Annotated in this window: 18 protein-coding genes; 11 read left to right on the forward strand and 7 right to left on the reverse strand. The window is 67.1% G+C overall.

Going from position 1 to position 23,145, the window contains the following annotated elements; all coding sequences use genetic code 11:
• The gene (locus tag AC5Y4H_RS16730) at positions 1 to 3,339 is read right to left on the reverse strand and encodes a LuxR family transcriptional regulator (protein ID WP_499983292.1); all 3,339 of its coding nucleotides are present in this window, start codon (positions 3,337 to 3,339) and stop codon (positions 1 to 3) included.
• Between the two features lie 138 nt (positions 3,340 to 3,477).
• On the opposite strand from AC5Y4H_RS16730, the gene AC5Y4H_RS16735 reads away from it, so the two are divergent.
• Positions 3,478 to 4,686: a serine hydrolase domain-containing protein gene (locus tag AC5Y4H_RS16735; RefSeq protein WP_499983293.1), complete on the forward strand. Its 1,209-nt coding sequence runs from the start codon at positions 3,478 to 3,480 to the stop codon at positions 4,684 to 4,686.
• 10 nt (positions 4,687 to 4,696) lie between these two features.
• Here AC5Y4H_RS16735 and AC5Y4H_RS16740 read toward each other — a convergent pair whose 3' ends face one another.
• Positions 4,697 to 5,791, reverse strand: a complete 1,095-nt coding sequence (locus AC5Y4H_RS16740; protein ID WP_499983294.1) for an aldo/keto reductase — start codon at positions 5,789 to 5,791, stop codon at positions 4,697 to 4,699.
• A gap of 73 nt (positions 5,792 to 5,864) precedes the next feature.
• Between AC5Y4H_RS16740 and AC5Y4H_RS16745 the strand changes: the two genes are divergently transcribed.
• Together AC5Y4H_RS16745 and purD are read left to right on the forward strand one after the other, a co-directional pair.
• Complete coding sequence (locus tag AC5Y4H_RS16745) at positions 5,865 to 6,272, forward strand: MarR family winged helix-turn-helix transcriptional regulator (RefSeq protein WP_499983295.1); 408 nt, start codon at positions 5,865 to 5,867, stop codon at positions 6,270 to 6,272.
• A 52-nt stretch (positions 6,273 to 6,324) separates the two neighbouring features.
• Positions 6,325 to 7,593, forward strand: a complete 1,269-nt coding sequence (gene purD / locus AC5Y4H_RS16750) for a phosphoribosylamine--glycine ligase (protein ID WP_499983296.1) — start codon at positions 6,325 to 6,327, stop codon at positions 7,591 to 7,593.
• Here purD and AC5Y4H_RS16755 read toward each other — a convergent pair.
• Both AC5Y4H_RS16755 and AC5Y4H_RS16760 read right to left on the reverse strand, forming a co-directional pair.
• The gene (locus AC5Y4H_RS16755; protein ID WP_499983297.1) at positions 7,590 to 9,173 is read right to left on the reverse strand and encodes a gamma-glutamyltransferase family protein; all 1,584 of its coding nucleotides are present in this window, start codon (positions 9,171 to 9,173) and stop codon (positions 7,590 to 7,592) included. The genes purD and AC5Y4H_RS16755 overlap by 4 nt on opposite strands.
• Positions 9,174 to 9,191: 18 nt before the next feature.
• Entirely contained in the window at positions 9,192 to 10,109 is a 918-nt protein-coding gene (locus tag AC5Y4H_RS16760; RefSeq protein WP_499983457.1) for an alpha/beta hydrolase-fold protein, read from the reverse strand.
• A gap of 61 nt (positions 10,110 to 10,170) precedes the next feature.
• Here AC5Y4H_RS16760 and AC5Y4H_RS16765 point away from each other — a divergent pair, with 61 nt between their 5' ends.
• Positions 10,171 to 10,788, forward strand: a complete 618-nt coding sequence (locus AC5Y4H_RS16765) for a TetR/AcrR family transcriptional regulator (RefSeq protein ID WP_499983298.1) — start codon at positions 10,171 to 10,173, stop codon at positions 10,786 to 10,788.
• Between the two features lie 8 nt (positions 10,789 to 10,796).
• Here the strand turns inward: AC5Y4H_RS16765 and AC5Y4H_RS16770 are convergent, their stop codons facing one another.
• On the reverse strand, positions 10,797 to 11,543 hold the full coding sequence (locus AC5Y4H_RS16770; RefSeq protein ID WP_499983299.1) for a DUF429 domain-containing protein: 747 nt from the start codon (positions 11,541 to 11,543) through the stop codon (positions 10,797 to 10,799).
• A 49-nt stretch (positions 11,544 to 11,592) separates the two neighbouring features.
• Between AC5Y4H_RS16770 and purB the strand changes: the two genes are divergently transcribed.
• From purB to AC5Y4H_RS16785, 3 genes are read left to right on the forward strand one after another with little or no spacing between them, the layout of a single operon-like run.
• Positions 11,593 to 13,011, forward strand: a complete 1,419-nt coding sequence (purB, locus tag AC5Y4H_RS16775) for an adenylosuccinate lyase (protein ID WP_499983300.1) — start codon at positions 11,593 to 11,595, stop codon at positions 13,009 to 13,011.
• The gene (locus AC5Y4H_RS16780; RefSeq protein ID WP_499983301.1) at positions 13,008 to 14,264 is read left to right on the forward strand and encodes a cytochrome P450; all 1,257 of its coding nucleotides are present in this window, start codon (positions 13,008 to 13,010) and stop codon (positions 14,262 to 14,264) included. Before purB ends, AC5Y4H_RS16780 begins: the two co-directional genes overlap by 4 nt.
• Positions 14,261 to 15,283 (forward strand): tellurite resistance/C4-dicarboxylate transporter family protein, encoded by a 1,023-nt coding sequence (locus AC5Y4H_RS16785; protein ID WP_499983302.1) that lies wholly within the window; start codon positions 14,261 to 14,263, stop codon positions 15,281 to 15,283. Before AC5Y4H_RS16780 ends, AC5Y4H_RS16785 begins: the two co-directional genes overlap by 4 nt.
• Here AC5Y4H_RS16785 and AC5Y4H_RS16790 read toward each other — a convergent pair.
• On the reverse strand, positions 15,248 to 15,868 hold the full coding sequence (locus tag AC5Y4H_RS16790) for a hypothetical protein (RefSeq protein WP_499983303.1): 621 nt from the start codon (positions 15,866 to 15,868) through the stop codon (positions 15,248 to 15,250). The genes AC5Y4H_RS16785 and AC5Y4H_RS16790 overlap by 36 nt on opposite strands.
• Positions 15,869 to 15,920: 52 nt before the next feature.
• Between AC5Y4H_RS16790 and AC5Y4H_RS16795 the strand changes: the two genes are divergently transcribed.
• Positions 15,921 to 16,811 (forward strand): phosphoribosylaminoimidazolesuccinocarboxamide synthase, encoded by an 891-nt coding sequence (locus tag AC5Y4H_RS16795; RefSeq protein ID WP_499983304.1) that lies wholly within the window; start codon positions 15,921 to 15,923, stop codon positions 16,809 to 16,811.
• The gene (locus tag AC5Y4H_RS16800) at positions 16,808 to 18,931 is read left to right on the forward strand and encodes a S9 family peptidase (protein WP_499983305.1); all 2,124 of its coding nucleotides are present in this window, start codon (positions 16,808 to 16,810) and stop codon (positions 18,929 to 18,931) included. Before AC5Y4H_RS16795 ends, AC5Y4H_RS16800 begins: the two co-directional genes overlap by 4 nt.
• Positions 18,932 to 18,969: 38 nt before the next feature.
• Here the strand turns inward: AC5Y4H_RS16800 and AC5Y4H_RS16805 are convergent, their stop codons facing one another.
• Positions 18,970 to 20,589: a DHA2 family efflux MFS transporter permease subunit gene (locus AC5Y4H_RS16805; RefSeq protein ID WP_499983306.1), complete on the reverse strand. Its 1,620-nt coding sequence runs from the start codon at positions 20,587 to 20,589 to the stop codon at positions 18,970 to 18,972.
• 134 nt (positions 20,590 to 20,723) lie between these two features.
• Here AC5Y4H_RS16805 and AC5Y4H_RS16810 point away from each other — a divergent pair, with 134 nt between their 5' ends.
• On the forward strand, positions 20,724 to 21,428 hold the full coding sequence (locus AC5Y4H_RS16810) for a DUF2334 domain-containing protein (RefSeq protein ID WP_499983307.1): 705 nt from the start codon (positions 20,724 to 20,726) through the stop codon (positions 21,426 to 21,428).
• Between the two features lie 47 nt (positions 21,429 to 21,475).
• A complete protein-coding gene (locus AC5Y4H_RS16815; RefSeq protein WP_499983308.1) occupies positions 21,476 to 23,143 on the forward strand; it encodes an FAD-binding dehydrogenase in 1,668 nt (555 codons plus the stop codon).
• Positions 23,144 to 23,145 lie beyond the last annotated feature (2 nt).

The following is a 23,145-nucleotide window of genomic DNA, read 5'->3' on the forward strand; positions in this document are numbered from 1 at the left end:
CTAGGAGTGCCGCGAAGCCTCTTGGGCGAGTTGCACTCTCGAGCTGAGTCCCAGCTTGGAGTAGACATGACTGAGGTGGGCCTGCACGGTTCGCGCGGAGACGAAAAGACGCGCGGCGATGTCTTTGTTCGCAAGCCCTTCGCTGACGAGTTTGACCACGTTGATCTCGGCTGGAGTCAGGGATTCCCAACCGGTTGATGGTCGCTTGCGTTCGCCACGGCCGCGTTGTGCATAGGCGATCGTTTCCGTCATGGACAGCGCCTGCCCCTCGGACCAGGCCGTCTCGAACTCGCTGTCGCCCATCGCCTCCCGTAGGGCGGCTACTGACGCGTCGTGGGCGGCGTCGTAGATTTTGAAGCGCTTATAGCCGGTTCGGTCGCGTTCCGCCTCCGCGGCTCCCAGGAGCCGCGCAGCGTCTTGGTCCAAGCCCGAGTCTGCCGCCAAGGCGGCCAAGCATTCGATGGCCTCAGGAATGACGAAGTGAGCCCTGAAGTCTGCCGCGCCGATAAGCGCGTCGTGAGCGTCACGCCGCGCCTGGTCGGATTCGCTTTGCGCGATCGCGACTCGCGCGCGTTTCGCCAGCGCGAGCACGCGATGCGCACCAGGGGCTACCGCGACGGCATCGTCGGCCCAGCGTCGCGCCTCCAACAGATCACCCTGTGCGAGCGCAATCTCCGCGAGCGGGATGACGTTGACGACGGCCAGTTCGGGCTGGGCCTTCATGCGCTGCCATGCGGCCTCGGCGGCGCCGGCCGATGCTTCCACATCGCCCGCGGCCAGGGTCGCAACGGCCAACGCCGCGTAGGCATAACCCTGGTTGAACTCGCCGAGGTCGGAGGCGGCTTCCACGGCTGCGGTCGCAGCGCCCCGGGCGGCGCTCGTGTCACCGATATAGGCGAGCATGTGGCCGAGGCTGACAAGGCTGGACATCTTCCACGTTTCGTCGTGCGCCGCCTCCGCTTCGGAAACCAGTTCCCGGAATTGCGCGACGGCTCCGGAGAGATCGCCCTCCCACCACTGCGACAGCGCCACACACCACCGGCACCCGCGAGAGGCATAGCCGTCGCCGATCGCGTCAGCGATGACACGGCCTTCTTCACCGGCCGCGCGCGCGGCGATCGGGTCGCCTTTGCCCGTCACCGCCGCAAAGGATTGAAACGCCAGGATTTGGCACAAACTCCAGGCGTCGCCCACCGTGCGGGCCAGGGCGAGCGCTTCGGCGAAGTACGAGTCGGCAGCAGTCGCGTCGTAGGCGGCGATGATCGCGCAACCGGCGAGCGCACGGACCAGCAATGCCGGGTCGTCGATCTCGCGGGCGAGCGCCAGGGCCTCCAACGCCTTGTCCATATTGTGGTGAATGGTCTGCGCGCCCTCGAGTGTGGCCCTGTCCGCAAGCGCCCGGGCACGAACCGGCAGCGGTATTTCCACGTTGTGGGCAGCGGCCCCGGCGAATGCCGCGTCGAACCATGCCGTTCCCTCCTGCACACGGCCCCGGGTCGTCCAGAACTGCTGCAAGGCCGACGCCAGTTGCAAAGCGGTCGCGAAATCCTCGTTTTCGCGTGACCACGCAAACGCCGCGCGCAGGTTGTCCATCTCGATTTCGGCCTGCTCGACCCGGTGCTGATGACCGGTGGGCCCGGCCGACTCGAGTAGCGTCGCCATCGCGGTGTAGTGGTCGCGGTGACGGGAGCGCACCGCGTCGGCCTCACCGGACTCACCAAGCTTTTCCAACGCGTACTGGCGGACGGTCTCCAGCATCCGGTATCGCGCAGGGCCCAGCTTCGTATCTTCGGCCACGACAAGGGATTTCTCGATCAGCAGGGTGAGCTGATCGAGGGTCTGATAACGCTGGGCGTCGCTTTCGGCGCAGACCGCCTGCGCGGCCTCGAGGTCGAATCCGCCCATGAACACCGCCGCCCGGCGGAACAGGATTCGCTCCGGCTCGGTCAACAGCTCGTGCGACCACTCCACCGAAGCCCGCAAAGTCTGCTGACGACGCACGGCGGTTCGCGCGCCGCCGGTCAACAGCCGGAAGCGGTTGTGCAGGCTGTCGCGGATCTGCGCCAATGACAGCGCGCGAACCCGTGCGGCCGCGAGCTCGATCGCCAGGGGTATGCCGTCGAGGCGCCGGCAGATCTCCATCACCGTAGCCGAATCGCCCTCGGCCACACTGAAATCGGGGCGGACATGCCGGGCACGGTCGGCGAACAACACCATCGCCTCGTCCGCCAGTGACAGGGACGGCACCGCCCAGGCGACTTCGCCCGCAACCCGGATCGGCTCGCGGCTCGTCGCCAGAATGGTCACCCGCGGGCAGGCCGCCAACAGCGCAACCGTCACCGACGCGCACGCGTCGATCAGGTGCTCACAGTTGTCCAACAGGACGAGCAGGTGCCGATCACCGATGACGCGGGTCAGCGTGTCCATCGTCGAACGACCGGCTTGGTCGGGCAATCCCAACGCGCGCGTCACCGCGACCGGCACGACGTCGGGGTCGGTGACGGGCGCCAGGTCGACGTACCACACCCCGTCCCCGAAACCTTCATCAACGTCGTTCGCCAGCTGCAGCGCCAACCGCGTCTTGCCGACGCCACCCGCCCCGGTCAGGGTCACGAGCCGGTGCTCGGCGAGCAACCGACGCAGGGTGGCGATTTCGCTGCCGCGGCCGACGAAACTCGTAAACTGCGGTGGAAGATGTTGCTTGCCACTTGTTTTCGGCGCGCGAAGCGGTGGGAAGTCGTTGCGCAGGTCCGCGTGACACAGCTGTGTCACCCGTTCGGGCCGGGGCAGGTCCCGCAGCGGGTGCGTGCCGAGGTCAACCAGCCACACGTCGGCGGGGAGCCCGTCGGCAAGCAGATCACTCGTCGTGGCCGACAGCACAGTCTGCCCCCCGTGAGCCAGATCGCGCAGCCGCGCGGCTCGGTTGATGGTCGGACCGACGTAGTTCGCTTCGTCGCGCAGTTGCACTTCGCCGGTGTGCAGCCCGATCCGCAAGCTGATCGGCGACAGCGGCGTGCGCTGCAACTGCAGCGCAAACGCGGCGGCGTCGCTGGCGCGGGCGAAGGCGACCACGAAGCTGTCGCCCTCGCCCTGCTCTACCGGGCGCACCCCGCTGTGCTGGGCCACCAGGTCCGACACCGCTCGGTCCAGGCGCGCAACCGCGGCGCTCATCTCGTCGGGCTGGTGTTGCCACAGCCGCGTCGAGCCCTCGACGTCTGCGAGCAGCAACGTCACCGTTCCAGTCGGGAGCTCGCTTACGCCCAAGTCGCTCCAATGCAGAGTCTCAAGCGGCGGCGTTTCCGCGCGTCGGCCGGTGGTCTCAGTCATGTTAGCCAGCATCCGGTAATCGCACACAGCAAACATCGGCAGAAATGCCTAGATGCGGCTTCTGCCGCATTCGCCCCGATCTAGGCCTTTCGGCGAATGTTCTTCGCCTTCATCCGACCCATGCTGGTCGGGACGTTTAGGAGGTCACACATGAACACCAAAACCGGTCTTGCCGGTAACCGCGCCTCGATCGACGCCCACTTCACGACGGGCGTCCTGCACGGGCACTATGACAGCCGCTTCGAAGACCTGGTCGCCGCGCTGGCCGACGAGGTCACCACCGGCGGTGAACTCGGTGCCGCCATCGCGGTGGATATCGACGGCGAGCTCGTCGTCGATATCTGGGGCGGATATGCCGACCGAGCGAAAACCCGGGAATGGTCGCAAGACACCATCGTCAACGTCTTCTCCAGCACCAAGAACGTAACCGCGCTGGCGGCACTGATGTTGATCGATCGCGGACTGCTCGACCCATTCGCCCCCGTCGCCAAGTACTGGCCCGAGTTCGCCGCCAACGGTAAAGACCATGTGGAGGTACGCCACGTGCTCAGTCACACGTCCGGGGTGTCCGGCTGGGAGATGCCGTTCACGCTCGAGGACATCTACGACTGGGACAAGTCGACGTCACAACTCGCCGCCCAGGCGCCATGGTGGGAACCCGGCACAGCGTCGGGTTATCACGCCTTGACCAGCGGCCACCTCATCGGAGAGGTCGTGCGGCGGATCACCGGTAAATCTTTGAAACAGTTCGTGCGCCAGGAGATCGCCGAGCCGTTGGGCGCCGACTTTCAGATCGGCGCCGCGCGCAAGGACGAGGCCCGCATCGCCGAGCTGGTGCCGCCCCCGCCGCTGGATGTGCCGCTGGACGCGGTGCCTCACGACCATCCGATGTACAAGACGTTCGCGGCCACGCCGCCCACTCCGGAAATGGCGTTGGCGGCGGAGACAACCGCGTGGCGGCGCGCAGACATCGGTTCGGGCAACGGGCACGGCAACGCCCGCTCGCTGGTGCGCGCCCTGTCGCCGATCTCGTTGGGCGGCAGGGCCAATCGGGTAAAGCTGCTGAGCCCGGACACCATCGACCTGATCTTCCAGGAGCAAGCCACCGGCACGGACCTGGTGCTGGCCATGCCCGCTCGCTGGGGAATCGGCTTCGGCTTGCCCCATCCCGAGGCGGTGCCGGACATGCCGGACGAGAAGGTCTGCTTCTGGGGCGGATGGGGCGGTTCTATGGTGGTCATGAACCCCTTCTGCCGCAGCACCTTCGGCTACGTGATGAATAAAATGGGACAGGTCACCTCATCCGGGACCGATCGCACCCGCAAATACGCTCGGCTGATCTATCAGGGCCTGGGATGACCCCTCAATCTCAGTACGGCTGAACGCCTTCGGGCATCACGTACTCGGAGATCGGAGCGGAAACGCCGTTGATCGTCGTTCCGCCGTTGATGATGCCGGGGGCGAGTTCCAGCATGTTGTGCGGGAACCCCAACTTCGGTTTGGTCAGCGCGTCGAGCCGCGCCAGCTCGTCGGCGCCGAGGTTCACGTCGACGGCCCGGACGTTGTCCTCGAGCTGGGAGAGCCGCCGCGCCCCGATGATGACCGACGAGACGGCAGCCTGCGCGCGCACCCAGGCCAGCGCCACGCTGGCGACGTTCGTCTCGTGCGCCTTCGCGATGGCCTCGAGTTCGTCGATGACGGCGTAGGTCTTCTCGTTGAGAAAGGCGTCGACCATGGCGCCGCGGTCGGCGTTGTGCCGGCCGCCGTTGGCCCGGGTGTATTTGCCGCTGAGGACGCCGCCTTTCAACGGCGACCACGGCGTGATGCCGAGGCCGAATTCGGTCGCCATCGGCACGAGTTCGGCTTCGATGGTGCGCTCCAGCAACGAGTATTCGACCTGCAGCCCGACAAAGGCCGACCAGCCGCGGAAACCGGCGATGAGGTTGGCCTGGGCGATCTTCCACGCCGGGGTGTCCGAAACGCCGATGTAGCGCACCTTGCCGGCCCGAACCAGGTCCTCGAGCGCCGCCATGGTCTCCTCGATGGGGGTGTTGGAGTCCCAGATGTGCAGCCAGTACAGGTCGATGTAGTCGGTTTGCAAGCGCCGCAACGAGTTTTCGCAGGCGTTGATCAGCGACTTGCGGCCCGAGCCCCCGCCGTTGGGATCCCCCGGATACAGATTGCCGCTGAACTTGGTTGCGATCGCCAGTCGATCGCGCCGGGCGGGGTGGCGCCCGATGTGGTCGCCGATGATCTTCTCCGAATGGCTTCGGGTGTAGAAGTTGGCGGTGTCGATGAAGTTGCCGCCGAGTTCGAGGTAGCGATCGAGGATCTGTTGCGACTCCTCCACGCTGGTGCCCCAGCCGAGGTCTTCGCCGAAGGTCATCGCGCCCAGGCACAGGGGGCTGACGCGCAGACCGGATCGTCCGAGTGTCACGTATTGATCCAGCGGCATGATGCCCACTTCCTGGTAGATTGTTCGGCTATGGGGTTGTTCATAACAAAACTAGTTTATACCTGAACGATCTGGCAAGTCGATGTCTGCAGTCGATGCGGCCAAGATCTGGTCACTGAACTACCGGGTGCTGCTCTCGGTCATCTCCTGCGCCGAGGCGGGCATCTGCGCGCTGGGCCTCGAGTCCAAGGAACTGTTTCTGCTCGCCGAGATCGACGAGCATCCCTATCCGGCCGAACTGGCGGCGACGCTGAGCATGCCCAAGGCGACGGTGACGCTGTACCTGAAGAGGCTCGAGTCTGCGGGGTTCGTGCGCCGCGAGATCGACCCGTCCGATTTGCGTCGCCACCGGCTGCTGCTCACGCCGGCCGGGCGCCAGGCCGCCAGGAAAGGCCTGACCCTGCTATCCGGCGAGTTCGACAAGCGCCTCGGGCGTCTCACCGTCGCGCAGCGCAACGACCTCAAAGGGTTGCTGGAGAAAATCCTCTGATTCCTCCGGGAGTGTGGGCGTCAGCCTTTCGACCGGGCTAGTCTGACGTGTCGTGCGCGTCCTGGTGATTGGCTCCGGTGCCCGTGAGCATGCGTTGTTATTGGCGCTTCGCAAAGATCCCCAGGTCACGGGGCTGGCAATCGCTCCCGGCAATGCCGGCACCGCCCGGCTGGCCGACCAGCACGAGGTCGACATCACCTCGGCGGAAGACGTCGTCGCTTTGTCGCGCGAGGTCGGCGCCGACCTGGTGGTCATCGGTCCCGAGGTGCCGCTAGTCCTCGGGGTTGCCGACGCGGTGCGAGCCGCCGGTATCGTCTGCTTCGGTCCCAGCAAGGACGCCGCTCGCATCGAAGGCTCCAAAGCTTTCGCCAAGGAGGTCATGGCCGCGGCGGGGGTGCGCACCGCGACCAGTGAAATCGTCGATACCCCCGCACATTTGGACGCCGCCCTGCAGCGGTTCGGCCCCCCGGCGGGGGATGCGGCCTGGGTGGTGAAGGACGACCGCCTGGCCGCAGGCAAGGGCGTGGTGGTGACCGCGGATCGCGGTGTCGCACGAGCGCACGCCGCCGGGCTCCTCGAGGCGGGGCACCCGGTGCTGCTGGAGTCCTACCTGGACGGCCCGGAGGTGTCGCTGTTCTGCGTGGTCGACGGCGAAACCGTGGTGCCGTTGCTCCCGGCGCAGGATTTCAAGCGTGTCGGTGACGGCGACAGCGGGCCCAACACCGGCGGCATGGGTGCCTACGCGCCGGTCCCGTGGCTTCCCGACGAGGTGTATCGCGACGTGGTCAGCAACATCGTCGAACCCGTTGCGGCCGAGATGGTTGCGCGGGGAAGCCCGTTCAGCGGATTGTTGTATGCCGGTCTCGCCATCACGGCGAATGGACCCGCGGTGGTCGAATTCAATTGTCGGTTCGGCGATCCCGAGACTCAGGCGGTGCTGGCGCTACTGGAATCGCCGCTCGGACAGCTGCTGTACGCGGCCGGCAGCGGCACGCTGGCGGACTTCGGCCAGTTGCGCTGGCATGACGGTGCCGCCGTGACGGTGGTGGTGGCGGCGGAGAGCTACCCCGGGCGCCCCCGGGTGGGTGACGTCATCGTCGGCTCGGAAGCCGACGGGGTGCTGCACGCGGGGACGGCGCGGCGCGCCGACGGCGAGATCGTCTCGTCGGGCGGGCGGGTGCTGTCGATAGTGGGCACGGGCGCCGACCTGACGGCCGCGCGGACCAAAGCCTACGAGGTCGCACGTTCAATTCGACTGCCGGGCAGTCATTTCCGCAGCGACATCGCCCAGTTGGCGGCCGACGGCAAGATCCGCATCTAGAACGCGACGGCCAGACCGTCCCGACGCGGGTCGCTGGCCGCGAAGTAGCCGCTCTCGAGCCGCCAGATCGCCTGACAGCTGCCGAATTGGTTGTAGTCGTCGACGGCAACCAAATGGTGTCCACGCCGGCGCAATTCGTCCAGCGTCGTATCCGGGAAACCCTTTTCGCAGCTGACCTGCATACCCTCGACCCACCGGAACCGCGGGCCGTCGCACGCCGCCTGTGGGTTTTGCCCGTGGTCGGCGATGCGCACCATCACTTGCACGTGACCCTGGGGTTGCATCGTCCCGCCCATCACCCCGAAGCTCATCACCGGGGCGCCGTCTCGGGTGACAAACCCCGGGATGATGGTGTGGTAAGGGCGTTTGTTCGGACCCACGGCATTCGGATGTCCCGGGGCCGCAACGAAATTCGCACCACGATTCTGCAGCGAGATCCCGGTGCCCGGCACCACCACGCCCGAGCCGAACCCCATGTAGTTCGACTGGATCATCGACACCATCATCCCCGCGGCGTCGGCCGCGGTCAGGTAGACCGTGCCGCCCACCGGGGCACCGGCGGCTGCGGGCTTGGCTCGCCCGCGGTCGATCAGCGCCGCGCGCCGGCTCAAATACTCCTTGTCCAGCAGCCGTTCCGGCGCCCACGGCATGTGCCCTATGTCGGCGACATAGGCCTGGGCGTCGGCGAACGCCAGCTTCACCGCTTCGATCTGCAGGTGCACACTGTCGGCGGAATCCACCGGCAGCGAGGCAATGTCGAAATGCTCCAGGATGCCCAGGGCGATCAGCGCGACGATCCCCTGCCCGTTGGGCGGGATCTCGTGCACTGTGTACCCGCGGTAGTCGCCGTCGACCGTGCCGACCCAGTCGGCGCGGTGGGCCGCAAGGTCAGTGGCCCGCATGGCGCCGTCGTTGTCCAACGCATGCGCCTCGAGTTTTGTCGCCAGTTCCCCGCGATAGAACGCCTCGCCGTTGGTCGCGGCGATCGTTTCGAGCGCGGCGGCGTGATCGGGCAAGCTGAATCGCTCGCCGGGTTTCGGCGCCCGTCCGCCGGGCAGAAACGCCTGGGCGAAACCGGGCTGTTTCTCAAAGAGCGGTACCTGCGCCGCCCATTGCTCGGCGACAGTCGGTGAGACCAGAAAGCCGTTCCGGCCGTAGGATATCGCGGGCTCGAACAGCCGCTCGAACGCCAGTTTGCCGAACTTCGCATGCAGCTCGGTCCACGCCGACACCGCGCCCGGCACGGTCACCGCGTTCCAGCCGAGGATCGGAACATCCTTGCCGCCAAAGTATTCCGGCGTCCACGCCGCGGGCGAGCGGCCAGAGGCGTTCAGCCCGTGCAGGTGCTCGCCATCCCACACGATGGCGAAGGCGTCCGAACCGATGCCATTGGATACCGGCTCCACGATCGTCAGGGCGATGGCGGTGGCGATGGCCGCGTCTACCGCGCTGCCGCCCTGCTCGAGCATCCGCAGACCCGCCTGGGCGGCAAGCGGTTGCGACGTGCACACAACGTTTTCCGCCAGGATGGGCTTGCGTGGCCAGGCGTACGGGAAGGTCCAGTCGAACGGTGCGGTCACCTTCGCGAGGGTAGCCCGTCAGGCCGTCAGCAGCGGAGCCATCCAGGTCAGCTCGGCAGGCAACTGCGAGCTCCAGAACGCGCCGTCGTGGCCACCGGGCGAGAAGCCGCCGGCCGGTGGATTGGGCAGTTGCGCAATGAACTGCTTTGTCGCGCTGTAAAACGGATCGCTGTCACCGCAGTCGATCCGGATCGGGATCGAGGCCAGCGCGGGCATTCCGAACACCGAGTTCGCCGCGAAGTCGTCCGGACCGTCGAAGGCTCCCGGCGCGGCCGCACCCGAGGACATCCACAGCGCCGGGCTCACCGCGCAGATCGCCGCGGTCCGGGCCGGCCCCAACCGACCGCCCAGCAGCAATGCGCCGTAGCCACCCATCGACCAGCCCAGGAACGCCACCCGTGAGGTGTCCAGATTCTGGTTGCCCAGCATCGGGATGAGCTCGTCGAGCACCATGGCGCCGCTGTCCTCGCCGGAAGATCGTTTGTGCCAATAGCTGCCGCCGCCGTCGACTGCGACCACCGCGAACGGCGGCAGTCCGGCGTCGACGGCCTGTGCCAGGCCGTGTTCGACGCCGCCCGCCATCACGGTGGACGCGTCACTGCCCTTGCCATGCAGCGCAATCACGGGCCGCAGCGGCTTCGTCTGCCCCGGCGGACGCGCGATGGCCCAATTCGTGTTGACCCCGCCGCGCGCGGCGGAGACGAAGGAACCGGTCACCATGGTGGCCGCGGCCGCCGCCGGGGGAGCCGGATCGCGAGGTGGGCTCGGCGGCGGTGCCAACGGCACCTGGGTGCCGGCCGTCGACACCGGCATCGCATGAGATGTGCGTGGTTTTAACAGGATGTCGAGCCCGTAGGCCCCTACCGCCCCCACGGCCGCGCCGGCGCCGAGGCCGAGCAGGGCGCGTCGGCTCAAGTCGGGCATGCGGGCCATTATGCCCTGGCCGTTTGGCCGAAATGGCATCGCAGTACCACTTTGGCTGGCACGATGGCTACTCGTGACTGCAGCGGTTACTCCAAAAGGAGAACGCCGGCGGTATGCGCTCGTCAGCGCCGCCGCCGAGCTGCTGGCCGAGGGTGGGTTCGAAGCGGTGCGGCACCGCGCGGTCGCGCGGCGTGCCGGATTGCCGTTGGCATCCACCACCTATTACTTCTCGTCCCTCGACGATCTGATTGCCCGCGCCGTCGAGCACATCGCCATGATCGAGGTGGCGCAGTTGCGGTCGCGGGTCAGCGCCTTGTCGCGGCGGCGCCGGGGGCCGGAGACCATCGCCGACGTGTTGGCCGATCTGCTCGTGGGCGACGTGTCGGGTCCGGGCCGCACCGAACAGCTGATCTCGCGCTACGAGCGCCACGTCGCGTGCATCCGTCTGCCCGCGCTGCGCGAGACGATGCGTCGCAGCCTGCGCCAGCGTGCCGAGGCGGTGGCCGAGGCCATCGAGCGCTCGGGTCGCTCGGTGCACATCGAGCTGGTGTGCACGCTGATCTGCGCGGTCGACGGTTCGGTGGTGTCGGCCCTGGTGGAAGGTCGGGACCCGCGCGCGGCGGCACAGGGTGCGGTGGTCGACCTCATCGAGGTGCTCGCGCCTATCGATCAGCGGCCCGTGCAGATCTGACCGACCCGTTACGGGCGGACCGGATCCACCGGCAGCGATGGCGTCACGATGCACCCGGTGTCGAGGTCGCCATAGATCGTCACATTCTCGGGCGTGCGCTGCGCGTACAACGCGACGTAGGCGCAGACCACGGCGTCGACCGGATCCTCGGCACGGCGCAGTTCGCTTTTGCGCTGTGCGGCCGCGACGGCCCGGCGCAGCGAGAGCCACCCGTCGTGCCCGCCGACGCGGAGCGGCACCGGAGCCTTCGCCAGCCGCTCGACGCCGTCCATCAGCAGCAACAGCTCGGATTTGAGCCGGTCGACGGTGCGCCCGGGCTTCGCCTTGTACTTCAGCGTGCGCTCCAGGCGGAACAAGGCGACGGTGGCCGCATGGGGGTAGACCTCGATGGCGCGCCGGGCGGCCGACGACCGCGGATCGAGGTCAAGTCCCAGCGTCGCGGCCAGACGGCCCGCGCGGGGGCCGCCGACGAATTCGGGCTTTCCGGTGTTGCAGGGGTGGGCACCGGCCTCGTACCTGCGGAAATCGCGGTTGAGCGCGGTCTCGGCCGGGCGCTGACCGGTCGGGTTGTTCACCACCAGCGGCGCATCGAAGGCGACCACGCACTCGCCCTGCACATAGGGGCACAACGCGGTCAGGATCTCGTCGTCGTCGCGGACCGTGCACACGGTCACCAGGGAGCCGCCGGAGTCCACGACCGCGACGCCGGTCGGGTTCCGACCCGCCCAGGCAAGGTCCACGCCGGCGAAGTACATCCGCATAGGCTACGAGCGCGACCGTAAGCTGTGTGTTCGTGAGGACCAAGTGAGCATTCCGAATGTGCTGGCCACTCGGTATGCCAGTGCCGAGATGGTCGCGATCTGGTCGCCGGAGGCCAAGGTGGTCGCCGAGCGGCGATTGTGGCTGGCGGTGCTGCGCGCGCAGGCGGAACTGGGCGTTGCGGTCCCTGCCGAAGCCGTCGCCGACTATGAGCGGGTGGTCGAGGACGTCGACCTGGCGTCGATCGCGGACCGCGAACGGGCGCTGCGCCATGACGTCAAGGCGCGGATCGAAGAGTTCAATGCGCTGGCCGGTCATGAGCACGTGCACAAGGGCATGACCAGTCGCGACCTGACCGAGAACGTGGAGCAGCTGCAGATTCGGCGCTCGCTGGAGCTGGTGTTCGGTCACGGCGTGGCGGTCGCCGCTCGGCTCGCCGAGCGGGCCGTGGCCTACCGCGACCTGGTGATGGCCGGGCGCAGCCACAACGTCGCCGCGCAGGCCACCACGTTGGGCAAGAGGTTCGCGTCGGCGGCTCAGGAAACGCTGATCGCGTTGACCAGGCTGCGCGAATTGATCGACCGCTACCCGCTGCGCGGCATCAAAGGCCCGATGGGCACCTCGCAGGACATGCTCGACCTGTTGGACGGTGACGCGGCCAAGCTCGCCGAGCTCGAGCGGCGGGTAGCCGAATTCCTGGGTTTCGCAACGGTATTGACCAGCGTCGGGCAGGTATATCCGCGTTCGCTGGACCACGACGTGCTTTCGGCGCTGGTGCAGCTGGGCGCGGGGCCGTCGTCGATGGCTCACACCATCCGGCTGATGGCCGGGCATGAACTGGTGACCGAGGGATTCGCGCCCGGACAGGTCGGCTCCTCGGCCATGCCGCACAAGATGAACACCCGCAGCTGCGAGCGGGTCAACGGTCTTCAGGTCGTGCTGCGCGGTTACGCCTCGATGGCGGCCGAACTGGCGGGGGCGCAGTGGAACGAGGGCGACGTGTTCTGTTCGGTGGTGCGCCGAGTGGCGTTGCCGGACAGCTTCTTTGCCATCGATGGGCAGATCGAGACCTTCCTGACGGTGCTCGACGAGTTCGGCGCCTATCCGGCGGTGATCGGCCGCGAGCTGGATCGCTACCTGCCGTTCCTGGCCACCACCAAGGTGTTGATCGCCGCGGTGCGCGCCGGCGTGGGGCGCGAGACCGCGCATCACGTGATCCGCGAGCACGCGGTGGCCGCGGCGCTGGCCATGCGCGAACACGGGGCGGAGCCCGATCTGCTGGAGCGCCTGGCGGCCGACGATCGGCTGCCACTGGACCGGGCCACGCTGGACGCCGCGCTGGCCGACAAGAAGGCATTCACCGGTGCCGCCGGTGATCAGGTGGACGAGGTGGCGGCGCAGGTGGATGCGCTGGTGAACACCTATCCGGACGCGGCCAAGTACGCCCCGGGCGCGATCCTGTGACGCTGGCCGGGGCGCTCGCCGAGATCGACTTCACCGATCTGGACAACTTCGCAGAAGGATTTCCGCACGATCTGTTCGCGATCCATCGTCGCGAGGCGCCGGTGTACTGGCACGCACCGACCGACAACACCCCCGACGGTGAAGGCTTCTGGTCGGTGGCCACCTACGCGGAAACGCTTGAGGTGCTGAAGGACCCGGTGACGTATTCATCGGTCACCGGTGGCCCGCGGCCGTACGGCGGCACGCTGTTGCAGGATCTGGCGATCGCGGGTCAGGTGCTCAACATGATGGACGATCCACGGCATTCACAGATTCGGCGGTTGGTCAGCTCGGGGCTGACACCGCGGATGATCAGGCTGGTCGAGGATGACCTGCGGAGCAGGGCGCGCCGATTGCTGGACGCGGTGGTGCCGGGCGAGCCGTTCGATTTCCTGGTCGACATCGCCGCGGAATTGCCGATGCAGATGATCTGCATCCTGCTGGGAGTTCCTGAATCCGAACGGCATTGGCTGTTCGAGGCGATCGAGCCGCAATTCGACTTCGGCGGCTCACGCAAGGCCGCGCTGTCGCAACTCTCTGTCGAAGAGGCCGGATCGCGGATGTATCTGTACGGTCAGCAGTTGATCGCGGCCAAGCGCGAGAACCCGACCGATGACATGTTGTCGGTCGTGGCGAACGCGATGCTGGATGAGTCTGACGGCCATGGCGGATCGGCCCTGTCCGACCTCGAGCTGTACCTGTTCTTCAGTCTGTTGTTCAGCGCCGGCGCGGAGACCACGCGCAACGCGGTCGCGGGCGGCCTGCTGGCGTTGGCCCACCATCCGCACCAATTGCAATCGCTGCGCGACGATCTCGATGCGCTGCCCACGGCCGTCGAGGAGATGGTGCGGTGGACATCGCCGTCGCCCTCCAAGCGCCGCACCGCCACCCGCGACGTCACGCTGGCCGGGCAGCCGATCGAGGCGGGGCAGAAGATACAGATCTGGGAAGGATCGGCGAATCGCGACGCCGGCGCCTTCGAGAACGCGGACGAATTCGATATCTCCCGAAAGCCGAATCCGCACCTGGGATTCGGTCAGGGAGTGCACTATTGCCTGGGTGCCAATCTGGCGCGGCTGGAACTGCGGGTGTTGTTCGAGGAGCTGCTGTCTCGGTTCGGCGGGGTCCAGGTTGTCCGGCCCGTCGAATGGACTCGCAGCAATCGGCACACCGGCATCCGGCACCTCGTCGTGGAGCTCCGCGAAGAACCGTGACGATCCGGTTTGCTGAGGTCGAGCCCTCACCCGATGTGTTCGCCGCGGTGATGGCAACCGGAATCTTGTCGATCGGGGCGCACGATCACGGGTACCCGTTGATCAGCGACACGATGGGTGTCATTGCCACGGTCGGGCTGTTGTTTCTGGTTGCCCTGGTCGTCGCGAAGGCCGCCATCCCCGGCCAGACGTTGCGATGGGATCTGACCGATCCCGACGTCACCCTGCGACTGATCACCTTCGTCGCCGCCTGCGCGGTGATCGACGCGCGCCTGTCGTCCAAGGTGTGGGTGGCGCGCGTGCTCGGCGTGGTCGCGCTGGCAGCCTGGCTGGTGCTGATCCTGCTCAGCGCGCGAAACATGTTGGCGCATCGGTGGACGGAGCTGCGCGACCGCGCCCACGGCCCCTGGCAGCTGGCCAGCGTCGGCACTTCCGGCTTGGCGATCGTGATCGCCCGGGCGGCCCGGCAGACTGGCCATCACTGGTGGCTGGCGGTGGCCGTGGCCGGGTGGGTGGCGGCGCTGTGCATCTACGGCCTGATGACGTCGCTGACCATGTCGCGTGTCGTCAACGAACGCCAGGACCGCGACGGCTTCGAACCGGACACCTGGATTTTGATGGGCGGCATGGCGATCGCGACGCTGGCCGGCGACACCATCCACGCCGTGGCTCCCGCCTGGCTGGCCGGGCCGGTGCGCGCGGTCAGCATCGTGACCTGGGTGACGGCCACCCTGTGGATACCGCCGCTGATCTACTTTGCGCTGCACCGCATCCGGCGTCATCCCAACATGCTGCAATTCACCGGTGTGTGGTGGGCGTTCGTGTTTCCGCTGGGCATGTACTCCGCGGCCAGTTTCGCCATGGCGGTCGAGCTGGGCCGGCACCCGCTGCTCACCGTTTCGCTGGTCTTCTTCTGGGATGCGCTGGCCGCGTGGCTCACTGTGGTCTTCGCCGGGCTGCTGCTCTTGTCGCGGCGGTTGCTGCTAACTCCCGCGAATCGCGATACCGGCCGACCGTAGCTCGAGCGCGGCCAGGGCCCCGATGGTGGCCGGATCCTCCCGGCGCCATCCGCCGACCGGATCCGCGCTGACGGCGACCAACTTCCGGGGCGCACGATTGGTCAGCGCGCGCAGCGCAAGCAGTTGCGCACCGGCCGGGGTCGCGGCCAGAGCGGTCACCGTCAACTTGCGCCGAAAGAATCGCAGCCGCAGAAACAACCACGGGAGCACCGCCACGAGGATCGGCACCGCAACAACCGCCATGGCCAGCAGCACCGCGAGCCAACTCGCCGCGGTGTCCAGGTCGTGGCCCGCGCCCGCGATGTCCAGCGCGGCCTGGCTGGCCGAGTTGAGCGGCTTGCTCACCGTGTCGCCCACCACGGGAATGTGCTGGGCGCCGTGGCCGGCGGAGGCGAGATTGCCGGCGATGCCGTGCGCGCCGCTCTCGACCTGCCGGCCGGCGTCGGCGATCGTCGCGATGGCGTCGTAGACCGCCAGCCCGACGAGCAGCCAGAGCACCGTCCACAAGACGACGGTAAGGTCGCTGAACAGCTGGACCGCCAGCCGGCCGGGCCTGGTGGAGTAGGGCAGAAACCGCGATGTCATAGCCCCGATCCCAGCACAAAGCCCGTTTGCGGGTGCCCGATAGGCTGGCCGGATGCCTGCACTGTCCGACTACCAGCATCTGGCCAGCGGCAAGGTCCGTGAGCTGTATCGCGTCGACGACGATCACCTGCTGCTCGTCGCGACCGACCGGATCTCGGCGTACGACTTCGTCCTGGACAGCACCATCCCGGACAAGGGCCGCATCCTCACCGCGATGAGCGTCTTCTTCTTCGGACTCGTGGACGCCCTTAACCATCTGGCCGGGCCGCCGGACGACCCACGCGTCCCCGACGGGGTCCTGGGCCGCGCGCTGGTGGTGCGCGAGCTGGACATGCTTCCCGTGGAATGCGTGGCGCGGGGTTACCTGACCGGCTCGGGATTGCTGGACTACCAGGCGACCGGAAAGGTCTGCGGCATCGCGCTGCCGCCGGGACTGGTCGAAGCCAGCAAGTTCGCCGAACCACTGTTCACCCCCGCGACGAAAGCCGCGTTGGGCGACCACGACGAAAACATCCCCTTCGCGCGGGTGATCGAAATGGTCGGCGGCGTAACCGCCAACCAGCTGCGCGACCGTACGTTACAGATCTACGTTCAGGCCGCCGATCACGCGCTGCGGAAGGGAATCATCATCGCGGACACCAAGTTCGAGTTCGGCACTGACCGCGACGGCAACCTGCTGCTGGCCGACGAGATATTCACACCGGATTCGTCGCGGTACTGGCCGGCCGACGAGTACCAGGTCGGCGTCGTCCAGAACAGTTTTGACAAGCAGTTCGTCCGCAACTGGCTGACCGGCCCCGAGTCAGGCTGGGACCGCCACGGCTCACAGCCGCCGCCGCCGCTGCCCGAATACATCATCGGCGCCACCCGTGATCGGTACATCGAAGCCTACGAACGCATTTCCGGTCTGAGCTTCGACGAGTGGATCGGTCCCAGCGCATGACAGATGTGAACCTGGACGGGTCGGTGCCCCCGGTCGCCAAGCGGGTGGAGAGTCGGCGGGAGCATCACGGCGACGTCTTCATCGACCCGTACGAGTGGCTGCGCGAAAAGACCAACCCCGAAGTCATCGCCCACCTCGAGGCGGAAAACGCCTACGTCGACCAGATGACCGCGCACCTCGAACCGCTGCGGCGACAGATTTTCGACGAGATCAAGGCGCGCACCAAGGAGACGGACCTCTCGGTTCCGACGCGGCAGGGCGAGTGGTGGTACTACGCGCGCACCTATGAGGGCAAGCAGTACCGCGTCCAATGCCGTTGTCCGATACGTGATTCCGATGACTGGGATCCGCCGATCCTGGACGAGAACACCGAGATCCCGGGCGAGCAGGTTCTGCTCGATTCCAATGCCGAAGCCGAGGGCCACGAGTTCTTCTCCCTGGGCGCCGCGACGGTGAGTCTGGATGGGAATCTGCTGGCCTACTCGGTCGACACCCTCGGCGATGAACGATACACGTTGCGGTTCAAGGACTTACGCACCGGCGAGCTGTATCCCGACGAGATCGCCGACATCGGGGCTGGTGCGACGTGGGCAGCCGACAACCGCACCGTGTATTACCTGACCCTGGACGACGCCCACCGCCCCGACAAAGTGTGGCGTTATCGGGTGGGCTCCGGCGACGAGTCGGAGCTGGTGTATCACGAAGCGGACGAGAAGTATTGGCTCGGCGTGGGGCTCACCCGCAGCGAGGCCTACGTCTTCATCGCCTCGGGGTCCTCGATCACCTCCGAGTATCGCTACGCCGACGCCGCCGATCCGCAGGCCCACTTCACCGTCGTGCTGCCCCGCCGCGAAGGCGTCGAGTACTCGGTCGAGCACGCGGTCATCGGCGGGCAGGACCGGTTCTTGATCCTGCACAACGACGGCGCGGTCAACTTCACCCTCACCGAGGCGCCGGTCAGCGATCCGGCGCAGCAGCGCACCCTGATCCCGCACCGCGACGACGTCCGGCTCGATGGGGTGGACGCTTTCGCCGGCCTCCTGGTCGTCAGCTATCGGCGCGAGGCACTGCCCCGGATGCAGCTGTGGCCCATCAACGCGGACGGCACATACGCACAGCCCGAGGAGATTTCGTTCGATTCCGAGCTGATGACGGCCGGTCCGGCCGGCAACCCGAATTGGGCGGCGCCCAAGCTGCGGATCAGGGCGGGTTCGCTGGTCATCCCGGCGCGCGTCTTCGACATCGACCTCGCCACCGGTGAACGCACCTTGCTGCGCGAGCAGCCCGTACTCGGCGACTACCGGACCGACGAGTACGTGGAACGGCGCGACTGGGCGGTGGCCGACGACGGCACCCGCATCCCGGTGTCCATCGTGCACCGCGCTGACCTCGAATTCCCGGCACCCGCATTGCTTTACGGTTACGGAGCTTACGAGCTGTGCACCGACCCGAGCTTTTCGATCGCCCGGCTGTCGCTGCTGGACCGCGGCATGGTGTTCGCCATCGCCCACGTGCGTGGCGGCGGTGAGATGGGCCGGCTGTGGTACGAGCACGGAAAGCTTTTGGAGAAGAAGAACACCTTTACCGATTTCGTCGCGGTCGCAAGGTATTTGGTGGATTCAGGCGTCACCGGGGCGCGCCGCCTGGTGGCGTTGGGGGGCAGCGCCGGCGGCTTGTTGATGGGGGCGGTGGCCAATCTGGCGCCGGAGCTCTTCGCCGGCATACTCGCGATGGTCCCATTCGTCGACCCGCTGACCACCATCCTGGATCCCGCGTTGCCGTTGACCGTCACCGAGTGGGACGAGTGGGGAAACCCGTTGGCGGACAAGGATGTTTACGCATACATGAAGTCCTATTCGCCGTATGAGAATGTCGAGGCCAGGCGGTATCCGGCGATTCTTGCGATGACGTCGCTGAATGACACGAGGGTCTACTACGTGGAGCCGGCCAAGTGGGTTGCGGCGCTGCGACACGCCAACGCTGACGGTAATCCGGTCCTGCTGAAGACCCAGATGAACGCCGGACACGGCGGCGTCAGCGGCCGATACAAGGGCTGGGAGGAGACCGCCTTTCAATACGCGTGGCTATTAGCCGCCGCCGAGGCCCAGTCGTCGGTGTAAGCAACCCAATCCGGTCAGCGGCCGCGGGGACGATCGCGCTATTCGCCAACCGTTTCGCTTGCCGGCTCCTTCGGCAGGAACCACGCCGGAACCAGGGTGCACACCACCAGCACGACGGCAATCACGAACACCGCGGTATACGCGTGTGACAGGTCGTGCACCAGATCGCTGGAAAATCCGGGGTCCAGCGACTGCGGGGGTATTGCGGACTGGTCAACCGGCACGCCGTCGGCGACCGCCCTCTGATGCAGGGCGGCGAGCTTGTTCGCCGCGACGATGTTGGGGCTCCGATTGAACTGGTTCGTCAGGATCATCGACATGAGCGCGGTTCCGATCGAGCCGCCCACCTGGTGACTGACGCTCATCAGCGTCGTTCCCCGGGCGATCTGATGGGGCGCCAGCGCCTGGACCGAGGCCACCGACAGCGGCATCATCGTGCAGCCCATGCCCAGGCCCATGATCGCCAGCCCGACCAGCAGCGTGGGTTGATAATGCGCCTGGGTGGCGGCCCCGAACGCGAAGGTGCTCAGGCCGGCGGTGATCAGCGCGATCCCGACCAGCACGATCTTGCCCGGGCCCTGCCTGTCCACCAGCGGTCCGGTCAGCCGCATGGTCAACATGGCGCCGAGCCCCTGAGGAATCATGTGCACGCCCGCCTGCATCGGCGTTTGGTGCACCACCTGCTGGAAGTAGCTGGGAACCAGCAGGCCCGCGCCGAAGAATGCGCCGGCGAAGACCAGCATCGTCACGTTGGCGTGCGTGAGCACGGGATTGCGGAATAGCCGCAGGTCTATCAGGGGATGGTCGGCGTGCTGCCACGCGTGCGCGACGAATCCCGCGATCAGTGCCAGCCCGATGATCGCCGGTATCAGCACGTGGCGGTCGGCCACGGTGCCGCGGCCCGGGACGGACGACACCGCGAACAAAAACGTCGCCAGGCCCGGCGAGAGCAGCAGCACCCCGACGGTGTCGAAGGTCTCCGACCGCGCCGGGTGATCCCGCGGGAAGACGACGGCGGCCAGCGCGATGGTGAGAACCCCGATCGGCACATTGATCAGGAAGATCCACCGCCAACTCGAGGCGTCGATCAGCCAGCCGCCCAGGATCGGCCCCCCGATCGGGGCCAACAGCATCGGGATGCTCAGTATCGACATCAGGCGCCCGAGCCGCCCCGGGCCCGCTTCGCGCGTCATGATCATGAAACCCAACGGCAGCAGCATGCCGCCGCCGGCCCCCTGTACCACGCGAAAGACGATGAGCTGCAATATGTTTGCGGCGATCGCACACAGCAGCGAGCCCATCATGAAGGCCAGCACCGAACCCATGAAGAGCCGTTTGGTGCCGAACCGGTCGGCCGCCCAGCCGGTTATCGGGATCACGGTCGCCAAGGCGAGCGTGTAGCCGGTCATCGTCCAGGCGACGACGGCCTGCGTGGACGCGAATTGGTCGATGAACGTGCGCTGCGCGACGCTGACGACAGTGACATCCAGGATCGCCATCACAGTGGCCAAGACGCACACACCGGAGATCCGCAACAGTGGCGCATCGAGCTTGTCGGGATATACCCGCGCCTCGGCGCCCGGCTGTCCGGCGGGAGCGTGTGGCAGCGGCGTTTTGGCCGCTGCGTAGGAGGCCTCGTCCATGGCGTTGCTTAGCATATCGAACTGATCTCGCGGCGGTTGCGGTCTGGGCAGGTCGGCGGCCGCCGAAATCTTTTGCTCGCGAGGGCGTATACGCCTGCCGTCTGCGTGTCCTTCACCATTCCGACACTTGGGATCGGCAAACTGCTGGTGTGTCTGGAAAATTGATCGTCTCGGTCTCGGGGATCGGGGAACGCACCCTGCCCGACGTCGAGGCGTTCTGCACGCAAATGGATGCCCGCAAGGTACCGGTGTCGTTACTCGTGGCTCCCCGCCTGTCCGGCGACTACCGGCTCGACCACGACCCGGGAACCGTCGAGTGGCTGACCAACCGTCGCACCGGCGGTGACGCCATCGTTCTGCACGGCTATGACGACGCGGCCACCAAGAAGCGTCGCGGCGAATTCGCTATCCTGCGGGCGCATGAGGCCAACCTGCGGTTGATGGCCGCGGACCGGGTGCTCGAGCACCTCGGGCTGCGTACCCGACTGTTCGCGGCGCCCGGCTGGGTGGTGTCACCCGGCGTCGTCAAAGCATTGCCGGACAACGGATTCCGGTTACTGGCCGATCTGCATGGGATCACCGACCTGGTTCGTCACAGCACGGTCCGCGCGCGCGTCCTGGGCATCGGCGAGGGCTTCCTCACCGAGCCGTGGTGGTGCCGGATGGTGGTGCTGTCCGCCGAGCGGATCGCTCGGCGCGGCGGCGTGGTGCGGGTTGCGGTTGCGGCGCGCCACCTGCGCAAACCCGGGCCGCTGCAGGCCATGGTGGACGCGGTCGACTTGGCATTGATGCACGGCTGCACACCCACCGTGTATCGGTGGGAGCCGGCCAGGGCGGTACTCGACGCCGCCTGAGCCGGCGACTGCCTGACCTGGGCGTCGGGGCACTACCCTGGTCCGACATGAGCGATTCTTCGGTTGCGGGGTTCGACGCTGATGCGATCGTCGTCGGGGCTGGCCTGGCGGGCCTGGTCGCCGCCTGTGAACTCCTGGATCGCGGCTGGCGGGTGCTCATCGTCGATCAGGAGAACAGCGCCAACCTGGGTGGGCAGGCCTTTTGGTCCTTCGGCGGCCTGTTCTTCGTCGACAGCCCCGAGCAGCGCCGGTTGGGTATCCACGACAGCCATGAACTCGCGTTGCAGGACTGGCTGGGCACGGCTGCCTTCGATCGTCCCGAGGACTACTGGCCACGCCAATGGGCACACGCCTATGTCGATTTCGCCGCCGGGGAGAAGCGCAGTTGGCTGCGGTCGCGGGGCCTCAAGCTTTTCCCGCTGGTGGGCTGGGCCGAGCGCGGCGGGTATGGCGCACAGGGGCACGGCAATTCGGTTCCCCGCTTCCACATCACCTGGGGCACCGGGCCCGCGCTCGTCGAGATCTTCGCTCGGCAGCTGCGGGACCGCTCATCGGTGCGCTTCGCGCACCGCCATCAGGTCGACGAGTTGATCGTCGAGGGCGAGGCGGTGACCGGCGTCCGGGGCACGGTGCTGGAGCCCACGGCCGCACCCAGGGGGGTCGCCTCATCGCGGAAAGGCGTAGGACAGTTCGAATTTCGTGCCGACGCGGTTATCGTGACGAGTGGTGGCATCGGCGCCAATCACGAACTGGTGCGAAAGAACTGGCCCAAGCGCATGGGCCGCGTCCCCGAGCAACTCCTGAGCGGGGTGCCGGCGCACGTCGACGGGCGGATGATCGCCATCTCGCAGCAGGCCGGCGCGCGGGTGATCAACCCCGACCGGATGTGGCACTACACCGAGGGCATCACCAACTACGAGCCGATTTGGCCGCTGCACGGGATCCGGATCATCCCGGGCCCTTCGTCGCTGTGGCTCGATGCGAATGGCAAGCGGCTGCCGGTCCCGCTCTACCCCGGCTTCGATACGCTGGGCACATTGGAGTACATCACCAAGTCAGGGTTCGACTACACCTGGTTTGTGTTGAACGCCAAGATCATTGAGAAAGAGTTCGCGCTCTCCGGCCAGGAGCAGAATCCGGACCTGACCGGACAGAGTATCCGCGAGCTGGTGCGAAACCGGGCCCGATCCGGGCCGCCGGGCCCGGTGCAGGCGTTCGTCGACCGGGGAGTGGACTTCGTCAGCGCGAACTCGCTGCGCGAGTTGGTGACCGCGATGAACAAGCTGCCCGACGTGCAGCCGCTGGACTACGCCACGGTGGAGGCCGAGGTCACCGCCCGCGATCGCGAGGTGGCCAACAAGTTCAGCAAGGACGGGCAGATCACGGCGATCCATGCCGCGCGAAACTATCTGGGCGATCGGCTGGGCCGGGTGGTGGCGCCGCACCGGCTGACTGATCCGAAGGCCGGACCGATGATCGCGGTCAAGCTGCACATCCTGACCAGAAAAACGTTGGGCGGCATCGAAACCGACCTCGCCGCACGGGTGCTGAAGGCCGACGGCACGCCGCTGACCGGTTTGTATGCCGCCGGCGAGGTTGCCGGGTTCGGTGGCGGCGGCGTGCACGGCTACCGCGCCCTGGAAGGCACGTTCTTGGGCGGCTGCATCTTCTCCGGCCGCGCCGCCGGACGCGGCGCCGCAGACGACATCGCGTAGCC

This window comes from Mycobacterium sp. NGS58, assembly GCF_059812385.1.